This is a genomic window from Enterococcus sp. AZ062, assembly GCF_051715065.1.
In the GTDB taxonomy this organism is placed as follows: domain Bacteria; phylum Bacillota; class Bacilli; order Lactobacillales; family Enterococcaceae; genus Enterococcus_B; species Enterococcus_B mundtii.
In genome coordinates this window covers 2543724-2559323 of sequence record NZ_JBIOTB010000001.1, presented here as the reverse complement: position 1 = coordinate 2559323, position 15600 = coordinate 2543724, and the positions used below count along the sequence as shown (strand labels likewise).

General features: G+C 38.2%; 8 protein-coding genes and 1 riboswitch. Of the genes, 7 read left to right on the top strand and 1 reads right to left on the bottom strand.

The window, feature by feature from the left end; genetic code table 11:
* The first annotated feature begins 96 nt into the window (after positions 1-96).
* The 3 genes from IGJ00_RS12035 to IGJ00_RS12025 all read left to right on the top strand — a co-directional run bounded on the left by IGJ00_RS12035 (position 97) and on the right by IGJ00_RS12025 (position 4190).
* Positions 97-645, top strand: a complete 549-nt coding sequence (locus IGJ00_RS12035) for a hypothetical protein (RefSeq protein WP_080674330.1) — start codon at positions 97-99, stop codon at positions 643-645.
* A 312-nt stretch (positions 646-957) separates the two neighbouring features.
* Positions 958-3036 (top strand): LTA synthase family protein, encoded by a 2079-nt coding sequence (locus tag IGJ00_RS12030; protein ID WP_438844461.1) that lies wholly within the window; start codon positions 958-960, stop codon positions 3034-3036.
* Positions 3037-3323: 287 nt separating this feature from the next.
* Entirely contained in the window at positions 3324-4190 is an 867-nt protein-coding gene (locus tag IGJ00_RS12025; RefSeq protein WP_071867182.1) for a helix-turn-helix domain-containing protein, read from the top strand.
* 181 nt (positions 4191-4371) lie between these two features.
* On the opposite strand, the gene ndk is transcribed toward IGJ00_RS12025, so the two are convergent.
* Positions 4372-4806, bottom strand: a complete 435-nt coding sequence (gene ndk, locus IGJ00_RS12020; RefSeq protein ID WP_010734714.1) for a nucleoside-diphosphate kinase — start codon at positions 4804-4806, stop codon at positions 4372-4374.
* A gap of 143 nt (positions 4807-4949) precedes the next feature.
* Positions 4950-5122, top strand: a riboswitch (M-box (ykoK) riboswitch).
* 341 nt (positions 5123-5463) lie between these two features.
* Between ndk and mgtA the strand changes: the two genes are divergently transcribed.
* From mgtA to IGJ00_RS12000, 4 genes are all read left to right on the top strand, one after another.
* Positions 5464-8112 carry a magnesium-translocating P-type ATPase gene (gene mgtA, locus IGJ00_RS12015; protein WP_071867180.1) on the top strand — a complete coding sequence of 883 codons (2649 nt, stop codon included), beginning with the start codon at positions 5464-5466 and terminating at the stop codon, positions 8110-8112.
* Between the two features lie 1494 nt (positions 8113-9606).
* On the top strand, positions 9607-14451 hold the full coding sequence (locus IGJ00_RS12010) for a beta strand repeat-containing protein (RefSeq protein ID WP_438844460.1): 4845 nt from the start codon (positions 9607-9609) through the stop codon (positions 14449-14451).
* Between the two features lie 32 nt (positions 14452-14483).
* Positions 14484-14867, top strand: a complete 384-nt coding sequence (locus IGJ00_RS12005; RefSeq protein WP_430604000.1) for an LPXTG cell wall anchor domain-containing protein — start codon at positions 14484-14486, stop codon at positions 14865-14867.
* A complete protein-coding gene (locus IGJ00_RS12000; RefSeq protein ID WP_086335030.1) occupies positions 14864-15589 on the top strand; it encodes a WxL domain-containing protein in 726 nt (241 codons plus the stop codon). Before IGJ00_RS12005 ends, IGJ00_RS12000 begins: the two co-directional genes overlap by 4 nt.
* Positions 15590-15600 lie beyond the last annotated feature (11 nt).

The following is a 15600-nucleotide window of genomic DNA, read 5'->3' as shown; positions in this document are numbered from 1 at the left end:
GTGTTATTTTTTATCTTTTTCTTTAATTTCTTCGCTTAACGTTTCATTTTTTGTATATAATAGATTAGGTAAATTTGAATGGGAGTGGAAGAAGGTATGCGAAAAAAAAGGCCTTTTCTTCTCTTTTGGTTAATTGGCTTTTTTATAATACTTATGTTATCCGCAGTATTTTCTGGTAAAATGACCGCTGATCTTGCGCACAAAGAACCAGAAACAACCATTGCAAATAAAGCTTCAGTAGATGAATTCAAAAAAGAATTTTCAACCTATTGGTGGGCGGACTACGAAGTTGTAGCGAACTATGAAAAGGGAGAATTAGAGATTTATCTGCCAAAAGACAAGGAAAAAAATCAATTCATCAATGTGAATGATGTATTAAGTGCCATTTCAATCAGGCAAGTCCAACACGGAGACAAGCACTTGAGTGTGCTGCTTTTGACCGAAGATAAACAGAAAGTCGCACGGTTAAAAAATGGAAAGGTATCTTCTAGTTATTCTGAAAAAGTAGACCCAGAAATGGTCAATCAACGCTTGACTGAATGGCGGAAGACGACAGAAGAAATCCAAGAAATAACTGAAACCACCACCTCTTCCTCTGAAGAGACGTCCAATACGACTAATTCTAGTGTAGTAACTGGACCGTAACAGCAACAAGCGCATAAACAAGTGAAAAAAGTTCAAATTTTCGAACATAAAAATATTGAGATCAGCTAGTTGAAGAGTTGGCGCAAGAAATGTTCAGCTCTGATCAATAAGGCGGAATCTAGGCAAATTAAAGCAATTTGCCTAGATTCCGCCTTGTTTTTGAAGCATTTACTTTCCGGAAAGCAGAAAAGCATCTGTAGAACACCAGTTATTAATTTATAAAAAAGAGTAAAAAATCAGACTTTTTTAGCAAAAACGAAATGTTTAGGAGCAAAATAGACAGGAACAATAATTTAGAGAGAAGTGGTGACTTTGACACAACTAAAAAAAATTGGCCAACATCAAGTACTCATTGTTTTGATTGCTGGCTTTTTCTTTTGGATGAAAACGATTTTTGCTTACTACACTGATTTTTCTTTAGGCGTAGAAGGAAGCATCCAAACGTTTATTTTATGGATCAATCCAATAGCAACAACACTATTATTTTTTGGTATTTCCTTGTATTTTAAGAAAGTCAGAACAAGTTTGATCGTTTTATTTATCATCGATTTTTTAAACACATTATTGCTATATTTGAATATTATTTTCTATCGTGAGTTCACCGACTTTATTACTGTTAAATCAGCACTAGGTTTCTCCAAGGTTTCCCAAGGATTGTCTGGTAGCTCTTTTTCTCTGATGAAGCCACATGATATTTTCTATTGGATCGATATCGCTGTCTTTGCTTTTTTGCTGATTCGCGTATTTATAAAAAAAATACCATTGAAGGCACCCCCTGTGCGTAAGCCAGTGGCGGTTGCGGTGACTTGTTTGTCTGCTTTGATCTTCTCTGGGAATCTGGCAATGAGTGAAGCGAATCGCCCTCAATTATTGCAACGGACATTCGATCGTTCTTATATTGTCAAATATCTTGGACTTGATGCCTATACGATCTATGATGGGATAAAAACGGGGATCACTAGTAGTGTCAGAGCGCACGCAAGCAGCAATGGCTTAGATGAAATTCTCGATTACACCAAATCTCACTACGCTGCTCCTGATCCAGAGATGTTTGGACTTGCAAAAGGAAGAAATGTGATCGTATTGCATTTGGAAAGTTTTCAACAATTTTTGATCAATATGAAAGTAGATGGACAAGAAGTCACTCCTTTTTTAAATAGTCTCTTTACCGACCAAGGAACAATCAGTTTTGATAACTTTTTCCATGAAGTTGGCCAAGGGAAAACTAGTGATGCTGAAAACATGTTGGAAACTGGAACGTTTGGGTTGCCTCAAGGTTCGTTGTTTACAGAATTAGGTTCAGATAATGTGTTCCAAGCTGCTCCAGCCATCTTGGATCAGACACAAGGCTATACCAGTGCGGTTTTTCATGGGAATGTCGGTAGTTTCTGGAATCGTGATCATGTATACAAAAATCTAGGGTATGATAATTTCTTTGATCGCTCATATTTCGATGATTCAGATGAGATGCTTGGCTATGGTATTTTAGATAAAAATCTATTTCGAGAATCCGCAAACTATCTCGAACATTTGCAACAACCATTTTATGCGAAGTTTCTTTCTGTCACGAATCACACCCCTTATTATACAGATGACAAAAACTTTGATTTTCCTTCGTTGAATACAGGAAATAGTACCGTTGATAATTATGTGCGAACGGCTCATTATTTAGATCAGTCTCTCAAACAGTTCTTTACTTATTTGAAAGCTTCTGGGATTTATGACCATTCGATGTTCGTGATTTACGGGGATCATTTTGGTATCTCGAATACGGACAATAAAGACCTTGCTTCAGCACTAGGAAAAGATCCAGAAACATGGGGCGATTTTGATAATGCGCAGATGCAAAGAGTACCGCTGATGTTCCATATTCCAGGTTATACAAAAGGAACAGTCAAACATGAGTATGGTGGTGAAATCGATGTTTTACCAACTTTACTCCATTTATTAGGAATCGAGGATAAAAATTATATCCATTTTGGTACAGATTTACTTTCACCTCAACATGATCAAGTCGTGGCATTTAGAAATGGAAATTTTGTCGCGCCGGATTACACCGTACTAGGTGGAAAAATCTATGATACGAAAACAGGGGCATTACTTGAAGAAAACCAAGCAGCGGAACAAAAAGTCGCACAAGAACAAAATCAGGTAAAAACAGCTTTGAGTCTTTCTGATAAACTCAATCAAGAAAATCTCTTGCGATTCTATGTGCCAAATGGATTTACGACGATCGATCCTGCAAAGTATGACTATAAGAATCAAGTGCAACGGAACCAACAAATTGAAAAAGAAAAAGGTGCAGCCTCAACAAGTGTCTATTCTAAAAATCATGATCAAACAACAACCAATCTATACCCTACAGAGGATGGAACGGCGGACAAACCATAGACATGGCTAGATGTCGGTGAAGGAGCAAGCTATCTGAAGGCTTCTTTCACAACCTATGATAAACGGTGTTCAGGTCAAAGCGCTTCTTTCACAACCTTACTAAACTTCTAAAAAGTTGTAATTTTCACTTTTTAGAAGTTTTTTTATTGTTCTTCAAATATTTTTTTTATTTATGCGTACTTAATTAGTGAATGCAATAAATATTTCGATAGTTAGTTCTCTTTTTCGGTTGTTGTTCTGACGAAGAGGATCTTATTGGAAAATGCACACACTAAAGGAGGCATATTATGCACGATGGAGAATTGATCAAAAAATTACGGGTAAGTCGCAAGTTGACACAGTCACAATTGGCAGAGGGAATCTGTTCAAAAACTTCGCTTGTGGGGATCGAGAATCGTACGATCAAAAAAATTTCTTTTTTAACACTGATGGCATTCCTTGATCGATTGAATATCACACTTACTGAATACGAATCGCTACGAAATCAAGTGGAAGAACCACGGAAAACGAGAAAAACACGCAATCTATTGAATAAAGTACAGGAGGAAGATTTTGATCCCTACAAAGAAATTGCCGACAATCGCAAGCAATTTAAGCGAACGGCTGATCTTTACTATCTTGTATTGAATATACATATGTATTGGAAATCAAGTGTGAAGCCAGATATCCAATTGGAATTTTTGGGATATGAGATACGAATGATCGAAGATTACTTTATGAAAATGAAAGAATTTGGTCGATATGAACTAGACTTATTAGCAGAGTTTCCCTTTATTTTCAGTGATTCCTTTATCGAAAACAATTATTTGAAAATTAAAAAAAGAATGCGTAAAGCAATGAAGTCAGGTTATGATCAGTGTTTGTTTCTTTTTTTGAAGAATTTGACTGTCTATTATATCGACAAAAAAAGATATAAAAAAGCACGAAGTATCAATGAAGATATGTATCGTTGTCTAGGTTTGAAATCAAAGACAGCAGTCATTTACGAGAGTTTGATGTCCGATTATTATCGTCGATTGATCGCTACAGCTTTAGGGGAACCCATCAAAAAAGAGGAATTTGAGTCATTATTTGCAGTGATCGAGTATACCTTAGGCAAAGAAGAGCGAGATGAATTAGAAGAAAAACTATGGTCTATCCAAGCACAACGCTAGAGATTTGGTGAGAGCGGCTATTTAGTGGGTATTTGACTTAATACAAAAGGAAAACCAGTCCCTCTAGTATTGAGTCAATACTCTCACTAAACGTGTGACGTATGACCCCTATCAGAAGGACTGGCATATCAATATTTTGATCAAAAAAATGATGCACATAAAAAGTCAGTGATCAAAAAATTCATTTTTTCGCATCTTCTACTTTCTTTGTATCGAATGGCGGAAAGAAACGTGTGATCTCAGTATTGGCTGCATCTCGTGAATCCGAAGCGTGAATGATATTTTCTGTTCCAGGTAAGGCAAAGTCGCCTCGGATCGTCCCAGGAACAGCATCGGCTGCTTTTGTTGCACCGACCATTTTGCGTACGAGATCGATCACATCTTCACCTGTTAATACCAGATAGACGACTGGACCAGAAGTCATATAGTCGATCAAGTCATCGAAAAAGCTTCGATTAGATAGATGTTGATAGTGTTCTTTTGCTAGTTTTTCAGTCATCGTCGCGAATTTCATTTCAGCGATTGCGAATCCTTTTTCTTCAAAACGCTGGATGATTCGGCCAATCAAATGACGTCTTACCCCATCAGGTTTGATAATAACAAGTGTACGTTCCATATCCTTCACTCCGATCTGTTGTGATAAGCTCATTATACCTAGAGAAAGAAAACATGACAAACGAATCCCTTATAGTTTCAATTTTTTTGAAAATGTGTTTGACATTCCAGCCAATAGTTGTTACATTAGGTGAGGAAAAACTGAATAAGATTTGTTAGGTGAGGCTCCTATACAAACATAGGCTACTGCCCAAAAATGTCGAGAGACGCCAATGGGTAGAACAGGAATTGTCGAGATAAGGCTTTTCATAAGGTAGCTAAAAGCTCTTTTGCTTTTTACGTTGTATAGTGCCAAAACTCAACGAGTAGATCATCCATGCTTTTTTTTGTGCACTTTTTTGACCTTTCGCTGAGTTTTGGCGAAAGGTTTTTTGTTTCTCACCAATCTGTTTTTTCAAATAAAAAGGTGTTAGAGGGTGATCAAGTTGGGAAGTTGAAGTATCCAGTAGTAGGCCAAGGAAGTAATTTAAGTAAACGAAAGGAGATGAGAACAAATGGATGAAAGTCCGGTGTACAAGGAGACAAAGGGTTGGTATGTTGAGACTATTATCTATCTGTTCTCAGCGCCTTTAAAACACTCTGTCTCCGTTGATTAGATAAACGATCAAGCGCACAGCGATATAGTATGTGCTTGATAAGATCAAAGGAGGAACACGAGATGGAAAAAAAGAAAGAAACAAGAAAAGTCTACGCTGGTTTTGCTAGTAAAAATAAGCAACAGTTATTTGACTTATTTCAAACAACACAAAAAGGCTTGTCTTCAGAACAAGTTGAAAATTTAAGAGAAACTTATGGAAATAACAGTATTTCATATGGAAAGAAAACGCCGTTTATTGTAGAAGTGATCAAGGCGTTTATCACCCCTTTCACATTAGTATTGATTGCTTTAGGAATTATTTCTTTTATCACCGAGTATCTATTAGCTGCTCCAGCAGATAAAGATTTGTTCGGTGTAATCATTATTTTTGCCATGGTGTTAGTCAGTGGCACGATGACCTTGATCCAATCCGTACGTTCGAACCAAGCTGCTGAAAAGTTGAAATCATTGGTGAAAGTAACAGCTGCCGTAAAACGAGATGGTGAATACAAAGAAATTCCTATGGAGGAAATTGTTTGTGGCGATCAAGTTCGTTTGTCAGCGGGAGATATGATCCCAGCAGACATGCGATTGCTTTCTGCTAAAGATTTATTTATCTCACAAGCGGCATTAACGGGTGAAAGCTATCCTGTTGAGAAACATGCGACTGTGTGCTCTGGAAGAACACAAAGCGAAACGAGTTATGAAAATATTGCATTCATGGGAAGTAACGTGATCAGTGGTAGTGCAGAAGGTATCATCATCTCTGTCGGGAACGACACGATGTTTGGACATGTGGCACAAAACTTGTCACAAAAACCGATAAAAACAAGCTTTGAATTAGGTATCCAAAAAACCTCAATGTTGTTGATCAAATTCATGGCATTGATGGCACCAACTGTGATCGTGATCAATGGATTTACAAAAGGAGACTGGTTAGAAGCATTCTTGTTTGGCTTATCAGTCGCTGTTGGGTTAACACCAGAAATGCTACCGATGATCGTTACGACAAATCTGGTCAAAGGTGCCAGTGCCATGGCGAAAAAAGGAACAGTCATCAAAAATCTGAATGCCATTCAAAATTTTGGCGCGATCGATGTCCTTTGTACAGATAAAACAGGTACATTGACTCAAGATAAAATTATTTTAGAATACCACATGGATTGTGAAGGAAATGAAAATGACCGAGTACTGCGCCACGCCTATTTGAATAGTTACTACCAAACTGGATTAAAGAATCTTTTAGATGTTGCCATTATCGATGAAGCAGTTGAGACGTTAGATACAGAGAAGATTCGTTATCAAAAAGTAGATGAGATCCCCTTTGATTTTGAACGTAGAAGAATGAGTGTTGTGGTGGCTGACCCAGCTGGGAAAACGCAAATGATCACAAAGGGTGCGATCGAAGAAATGTTAAGTATCTCTTCATACATCGACCTTGGTGGTGAAGTCAAACCATTGACTGCTGAACAAAGAGAAACAGTTTTGGCGAAAGTGAAGGACTTGAATGAAGATGGTTTGCGTGTGATCGGTGTCGCGCAAAAAACGAATCCAAGTGTGGTTGGAGAATTTTCAGTGAAAGATGAGTCAGAAATGGTCTTGATTGGCTATCTTGCTTTCCTTGATCCACCAAAAGAAACAACCAAACAAGCCTTGAAAGCTTTGAAAGATCATGGTGTTGCTGTAAAAGTATTGACTGGTGACAACGAGTTGGTCACACGTTCTGTTTGTCGACAAGTAGGCTTACAAATCAATGAATTGATCACTGGCGAGAAAATTGCTGAGATGTCTGATAAGGAATTAGGAAAAGTTGCTGAGGCACATGATGTCTTTGTCAAATTGAATCCGCAACAAAAAGCACGATTAACCACCGCCTTACGTAACAATGGCCACACAGTAGGTTTTTTAGGCGATGGTATCAATGATGCACCAGCAATGAAAGTGGCAGATATCGGTATTTCAGTAGATACAGCAGTAGATATTGCGAAAGAATCAGCGGATGTTATCTTGTTAGAAAAAGATTTGATGATTTTAGAAAAAGGATTATTGTCAGGTAGAGAGACTTTCGGCAATATTATGAAATACATCAAAGCAACAGCTAGTTCAAACTTTGGCAATATGTTTTCTGTCTTGGTAGCTAGTACATTCCTTCCATTTTTACCTATGCTACCGTTACAAATTTTATTTTTAAATTTGATTTATGATGTATCTTGTATCTCATTGCCATGGGATAGAATGGATAAAGAATATTTGCATGAACCAAAAAAATGGGAAGCATCAAGTATTGGCAAATTTATGGTGTACTTCGGACCTACGAGTTCCGTTTTTGACATCACGACCTATCTGTTGATGTACTTTGTGATTTGTCCAGCAGTGGTTGGTGGAAGTTACCATACGTTGACTGGCTCACAACAAGTTCTATTTATCGCATTGTTCCATGCTGGTTGGTTTGTTGAATCTTTATGGACCCAAACCCTAGTACTACATGCGTTACGGACACCTAAAGTGCCTTTCTTGCAAAGTAATGCCACTTTTATTATGTTTTCAATTACAACATTAGGCATTCTAGTAGGTTCGGTTCTTCCATTTACTAATTTTGGTGAAGGACTAGGTTTGTTACCATTGCCAGGTAACTATTGGATCTGGTTGATCGTGACAGTTATTGCATATTTAGGACTAGTTACATTCATGAAAAAAATCTATATCAATAAATTTGGAGAACTATTGTAAAAGAAAGTCTTTTCTGCACTTTAGTACGAGGATTTGAGCATCCTTCAGGTAAAATTTCAATAAAAAATCATTCTCCATTTAAATGTTTCAATTATTCTATAAAATTCTCGTGAATCGTTGCATAGTCACATCAATAGTAAAACACTGATAGATTAGGTATTTTTGATACCTGATCTATTTTTTTATCTGCGTTACTACAAAAGTCAAGCACTCGCGTAAGTTATATTTAAATGATTTTTCAAAAAAGAATAAATTATATTTAAATATAACGGAAACAAGCGTTATACAATATGTTTGAACGATTGTTTAAAAGCAATCTATTATTACCCGTTGTTAGCTATTGTTATGTTGGATAAAGAAAATCTATGATTCGATGAAGACTCAAAATGCTTGATTTTAAGAAACACTAGATAACGATAAACCATTGATATAGCAGTTCGATCAAACATTGAATCAAATGGATCATTTGTCTCATTTCTTGACTCGCAACGGGATAAGGGGGCGAAGAATGGATCAATTGAAGCAATCCGACGGGGAAATACTCTTGGAAAATACGATCATAAGAGTATGCTGGGAATCGTGGCTTCAATAGAAGCGGGAATGATATATTGTCGCAGTTACTCTAAGCAGATTTAAGCGAATAACTAATTATTAGTGAGTGTAGTTGGGGTTGCGGTCACGAATAGTTGTGCTATCGTTTTTAAAAAAATAGCTGTTTGTTTAGATCAGTAGCTAATACTGTTAAGACAGGTAGATAAAATTTTTGTTACAGAGGTTTGAGTAGAAAACAGTGGAGTCTAAAATTGATCCTTTGAGGTCGGAACATAAGTGTCTAAAAGAAATAAGCCATCATTCATGAAAAATTGTATTTTACAAATTTTTATGAATGATGGCTTATTTATGAAAATGGTGTTTGGGAATAGGATGTATTCATTTTTGAAGAGATGACGCATGGCTATTGGCGAGAAGAAAACAATTAGAGAAAGTTGATGAAAGAAATTTAACTGTGATTTATTATGCTTGTTGAAGCAAACACTAGCTTCATAGTAAAGCGAGCATGGTGATTCTATGAGTATAAACAAAAAAAGTAAGATTATCATGCGAAAATCGAAATAAAAAAACAACAAAAAACACTCTGGAAAATAGCCGTTGAAAAAATGGCGGGTTCTTTACTACATTATAATTCATGAAAATTTCATCCGTTTTTCATGACAGAAAATTAAATAAGAAGAAAAAGGGAGATCATGCGAATTAGTGACACGTGATTAACGTTGATATAACAGCTTTTTTCACTTTCAAGCGAATTATTAAAATCACTTGTTATTTTTTAAAGTCAAATAATATGCTCTGAAAAAAGTTAATCGTTTTTCAGTAATCAAGAAATATTTTTTAAAAATAACTTGATTTTACATTATACAATACAAAAAGAATCAAGCAAGCAATAATAATTATCAATAAGTTAATTTTGTTGTATGAAGCAGAAGGGAAGATAAAATGAAAAAAAATATTGTTATGTGTGTTGCCGCAATGCTTCTTTTTTCAGGGATAACTTCTCCATTGTCAATCGTCGTGCAGGCAGTGGATGCTGAAAATGATGCAGTCACTCTATCACCCACAACTGAAACAGAAGAGTCGATTGATCAAACCATGCAAAGTGAAGAGACAGTCACACAGACAACAGAATCAGTAAAAGAGGAGGTGAAACAGTCAGAGGCACAGACACAAGAATCGATGACTGAAGAAAAACACTTTACTTTAACTTTTATGACAGATAGCACTCATTTATTCGAATCAGGAGCGGAAGTTAAAGAACTGACAGTTAAGGAAAACGAAAAATTAGCAAGTAATGATATCCCGATTTTTGCGGATGAGCAACCATTGAACGGTTGGGAAGTTGAAGGCAAACTCTATACAAATGAAGAAATCAGCGAATTAACAGTGACGAAGGATCTGCAACTAAAAGCAGTATTCAAACAACAGGCATTCCGTTCTTTAAAAAGTACAGATGCTTCGATCAAAGATACGATTGCTACAGCGGATAAGACGAAAGTACTTGTTGTACCAAATCCCACAGATAGCACGCAAGCTTACCAAACATATGCTGCATCAGATGCCGGAGTAAAAGCGGCATTAAATGATTTGTATCATGCGGGCAATATGCAAGATTACGTCATGTATATTGGATCAAACGTCACATTAACAGCTGCTACAGTCGCTAACAATATTCCAAGTACGGTCGATGCAACTAACGCTACGTTTGCCTCATTAAAAGATAAAGTAAATCAACTAGTGATCACTGGCCATTCAGATGATCCAATCACACAAGATTTAACGGTACCATCTGGTGCAAAAACACTTGCTTTTACAGCGAATGCTTACTTTGGTTCAACGATTACTTTACGAAATATTAGCTATACCGGCTCTTACTTCTATATGAATGGACACAGCTTGAATTTGAATGGAGGAGCAAACGGTAACGGTATTTCAATTTATGGTGGAACCAATTCAGGAGATGTCGTAGGGAATCCGGTGATCACTATCAATACGACAGGTTCTTATACATGGAATATCTTTGGTGGTAATCAAAATGGTGGCACGCTGAAAGGGAATACGAGTATCGTTATCAACAATACGAATAATGGGGGAATCAATACACTAGCAGGAGGAGCTAATATTGGTACCATTGATGGAAACGTCTCTACGATCATCAATAATGCTGGTGGACGAATCACGAATTTGTACGGTGGTGGAAATGGAACCAGTGCGACAAATACAGCAAATATTACGGGAACTGTATCTACTACTATCGGGATTACCAATAGTGCAACAGGGTTTCAATTAAGTACCTTTTATGGTGGTGTCATCTACGGGAATATTGGTGGAAAAGTAACCAATAACATTTCAGGTTATGGTCGTTGGTACGGCGCAGGGGAACGATTCATCGGTGGGTCCTCTCGAGGAAATATCGGAACCAATCGTTCAACTGACGGAATCGAAACAAATTTGGATAGTAGTTTATACAGTGCTGGACGGGCAGAATTTGAAGGTGGCAATCGTTATACCGGTACGGTCACTGGGAATATCACAAATACGATCAAAGCAGGAACCCCATCTGCCGGTGGAATCAATGACTTCAATGGGGGCGCCGGCAATAACGTTGTTAAATTCAATAAAAGTGGGATTGGGGCATCAAATGAAACAACCTATGATGCGTATACACCACAACAAAGAGCTGATTTAGCCAAAGCTGCGGCAGAGTTCAAAGTCTTCGGTAACATCACCTCAAAATTAGTCAGTGGTTCATTCAATAATGGCGCCATTTGGACAACAGCAGCAGGTCGCGGTGGCTACATCGAAGGCAACACAACGATTGAAGTTGGGACGGCTAATGCAGATGGTTCAATCGGCGGAGCTGGCTTTGCCTATTCCGGATCAATGCCAACCGATTTAGCCTATTCGACCACGAAGAAAAATCGTGGAGAAGCTTCGGTTTGGGACGTTGTAGGTGGAGGTGGCTATCCTGCTTCAAATGATACATGGGACATCTACATTAAAGGAGATACACAAACGATATTGAATAATACCGTAGCGCGATGGACATATGGTGGTTCTTATTCGGGGGTTATTGAAGGAAATAGCTCAAACATATTGAATGGTGGAATCGCTGATACGTTAGAAGGTACGGGCTATGCAGGGACACGTGTGTATGGTAACGGACAAACCATCGTCAATGATGGTCAAGTAGACTGGTTCTTATCTGGTGGCGGATGGGATGACAAAAAAATTGTCGGAAACGTAGGAGTGACCGTTTATGAAGGAGTCATTAATGCTTCAATGGGTGCATCCTATGGCGCAAGTGCTGGACATACTGTTACTGGGAATTCAGATAATCGCATCTATGGTGGGAACTTCTCTGGTACTCCTCGAACTGGTTCTAACGGCTTTTCTGGTGGTATCACAAACTATGGGTCACTACTTGGAAATGCTAGTTTACTCATTGATTTACGAAACTATGACGGTGAATTCAAGTTACCAGGTAACACATATATCACAGGGGGGCGACCATATGGACAAAACACGAATTTGGGGACAAATACGGACAATACGATTACGCTGAATATCTTTACCAAACCAGGTGTGGATTCATTAAATGGTGCGAGCATTTATGGGGATGGTGGTAGTTATGCTACCTACACCCAAAATGGTTCGATCCAGATGAATATCCAAGCGGAGGGCTCTAGTATTGGTAATCTGTATGCTACACAGTATTCCAATATCAGCAGTGGGAAAATTTTGAGGAACGTTACCGCTAATGTTCAAGGAGCTGTTAGTATCAATGGTTTATCCGGTGGTTCAGCCAGTGATAACTTTACGAATACGATTGCTAATGCCAGTACAAACAAAGTCGTGTTCAATTTTGGTGAAAATGTCGATGGTACAAACAGCTATCAAACAGATCCAATCAATCTTACTGGACTAGGCATCGTCAATTTCACCGAATTAAATGTAACAAATGGATTGAAATTAATGGCAAATGGCGGAAATATCAAAAACGGCTTATCTGCGACTGCTGCCAATCATGCAACGACCTATCATTCATTTGGAAACATCCATTTGTCAAAAAATGCTGGGATCGGCGTTTCAACTTCTAGTAACTTAATTTCTGCAGCTAAGTTGACTATAGAGGATGAAGCCACTTTAGAAACGATTCCTGGAACAGGAAAAGTCAATATTTCAGATGTCGAGTTTCCTGATCCTGCAAAAGATGAAATAGTCTGGATCAAGTCAACTACTGGAGATTCAACAACGCAAGTAGATAGTACCGGTACATGGTTCGGCGCAAATAAAGCCTATCAAGTTTTGACAATCAATCCAACGATTGCCAATGCAACAAAGCTAACACCTTTGAATTTCAGAGGAACTGAAAAAGCAACTGGAAAAAGCTTCATCGGGGATAACGATGTCTCAAAATCCGGTAGTGGTTATGGTATTGCAATACCTGGTTCAGTTATCGATTATGAAGTAGAAAATCCTGGAATCGCTCAAGGCGAAGGAAGTATTTTTCATAACGTCAGTGAAGTGAAAGAAGGGAATGCGCCATTAGTCTTGAATGCATGGGGAACAGAAACCGCAGGTACAAAAGTTCAAAAAGGACGCTTGGTGATTCCATCAGGAAAGGGTATCACGCCAAAATTGAGCTTTGCGCCAGAAACACAAACAACTGGTTCATGGTTGTACCAAGCAGAAATAAACAGTTCAAAAATTGGCGACACACCTACAACGATTGCTGAACAAAAAGATTCATCAACGATCGATTGGCAATCGCCAGATAGCGAATACAGTTATGAAGTCAAAGTGAAGTATTCGAATGCTGCTGAGCTTTCTGCTAGAAATGTGATCATTTCTGAAAAAGAAGCACAAGATTTAGTCGATCAACAATCAGTTTTATCATTGATGGAGGCAGAGGGACGTCCATTCTTTACGGATTCGATCACCGCTGATGTAATGGACGAAATCAAGCAACCGCTAGTAGCAGATGAAGTTTCCAGAAAACATGTCATTGATTATAAAGTCGGTACGACGGGGAATGAAAAGGAACAACAAGCAAACTTGATCGTTGTAAAAAATGAAGCAACGATTTCGACGGATCGCAGTTTTGCAGTCTATGCAAAAGATGTTCGGATGAGTTTATCTGATGCCAATGCGTTGACGTCTCAACAAGAGTTGAATCAACGAACACTGGCACAAGTGATCTTAGCCGATGGCAGTGCGAATCTAGTACCAACGTTGACAGACACAACGTTTTCAGCAATCAAGGATACGACAGAAGCGGAAGTTTTAAAAAATGTTTCAACGACGTATAGCTATCGACTAAATGGAATAACGACAGAAAAAATAGTCAATGTAGCGATTACAGGGACTTTAGAACTTAAAGAAGTCCCAAACACGATGAATTTCGAGACACAAAAAGTTAAGACAACAACTCAAACGTACTGGCCACGGATCGAAGGTGGTTTGATCGTGAAAGATACAAGAGGTTCTGAACGGGACAATTGGCAATTGACAGTTACTGAAAAGCAACCTTTGACTTCTGGGACAACCCAACTTTCTAATGCACTTTCATTTACAGACGGTACAACGAACACAGTACTCGGTCCAAATGCAGTAATCGTGGAAGAAAAGACACTAACGACAAATGGGGAATATCTTGTCAATCAAGAGTGGGGACAAGCGAACAACAAAGGAATCAAGTTAACTGTTCCTCCGGAAAAACAAAAAATCGGAAGTTATCAAGGAACGTTATCATGGTCATTGGTTGCAGCACCCGGTAACCCATAGAAAAACACGACGATAGAGAATAGGTGAGAAAGATGAAGAAAAAAAGGTGGAAGATCCTTGTGTTGTTAGGATTTCTTTTTACACAAACGCCAATTGGTTTAGCAGAAGAAGAGCAATCGTTTAAAAGTGAGGGTGTCACAGGATTTTATGGCACCTATGAATATCCTGAAGCTGGAAGTAGCAGTTCTGATGAAGGAGTGGGCGACCCCACTTTACCCAACTCTACTCAAGATGATCAAACGCCCTCTGGAAAAAATGGAACAACTGTGGATCAGCAAGAGGCGATACAAGGGGATAGTAAACAGTTACCAAAAACTGGAGAATACAGGAGTAAACAATTTACGATCATTGGAAGTTTCCTTCTTTTGATCGTGTTGATAATAATTGGTATAAAAAGGAGAAGAAGAGAAAAATGAAAAAGACGACATTGTTAACAGCTGGAATTATTTTATTTAGTACATTATTAGGAACAAGCACAGTATTTGCTGCGGATGAAACTGCAAGCTATGAGACAAATGGTGTGATCGCATTTGAAGCAGATACCGATCCAACAGATCCGGTTGACCCAACTGATCCCACAAGTCCGGTAGTACCAGTAGATCCAACTGATCCAAATGGGCCAAATCCAGGCACGAACGGACCATTATCAATTGATTTTGCTTCAAGTTTCCAATTTGGTAAACAAAAAATCACTACTGTTACTAAAGATTACTATGCGCAAGTCCAAACATTCACAAATGGTACAGACGGACCTAACTATGTACAAGTAACAGACAAACGTGGAACACAAGAAGGTTGGAGCTTATCTGTCAAGCAAGATACGCAATTCCAAACTGCCGCAGCAGAAGAGTTATCAGGTGCAGTACTATCCTTAAGTAACGGTGCAAGTGCATCGATCATGGATGATCAATACAAACCAGATCTAGTGACACAAAATACATTGACTCCTGGAAATGAATCAGTCTTGATGACTGCTGATGCAGGTAAAGGGATGGGAACGTGGATCTACAAATTTGGTACAGATGCAACAGAAGGCGCAACTGCTGTAAAACTTAACGTGCCAGGTAAAACGGTCAAATTAGCGAAAGAGTATAGCACCACATTGACATGGAGCCTAAAATCTACTCCAGCGCCATAAAAGAAACATGT

Excerpts from the sequence above, each read along its gene's own strand:
- IGJ00_RS12035 (WP_080674330.1), top strand. The coding sequence starts at position 97 with ATGCGAAAAAAAAGGCCTTTTCTTCTCTTTTGGTTAATTGGCTTTTTT.
- IGJ00_RS12025 (WP_071867182.1), top strand. The coding sequence starts at position 3,324 with ATGCACGATGGAGAATTGATCAAAAAATTACGGGTAAGTCGCAAGTTG.
- ndk (WP_010734714.1), bottom strand. The coding sequence starts at position 4,806 with ATGGAACGTACACTTGTTATTATCAAACCTGATGGGGTAAGACGTCAT.
- mgtA (WP_071867180.1), top strand. The coding sequence starts at position 5,464 with ATGGAAAAAAAGAAAGAAACAAGAAAAGTCTACGCTGGTTTTGCTAGT.
- IGJ00_RS12010 (WP_438844460.1), top strand. The coding sequence starts at position 9,607 with ATGAAAAAAAATATTGTTATGTGTGTTGCCGCAATGCTTCTTTTTTCA.
- IGJ00_RS12005 (WP_430604000.1), top strand. The coding sequence starts at position 14,484 with ATGAAGAAAAAAAGGTGGAAGATCCTTGTGTTGTTAGGATTTCTTTTT.
- IGJ00_RS12000 (WP_086335030.1), top strand. The coding sequence starts at position 14,864 with ATGAAAAAGACGACATTGTTAACAGCTGGAATTATTTTATTTAGTACA.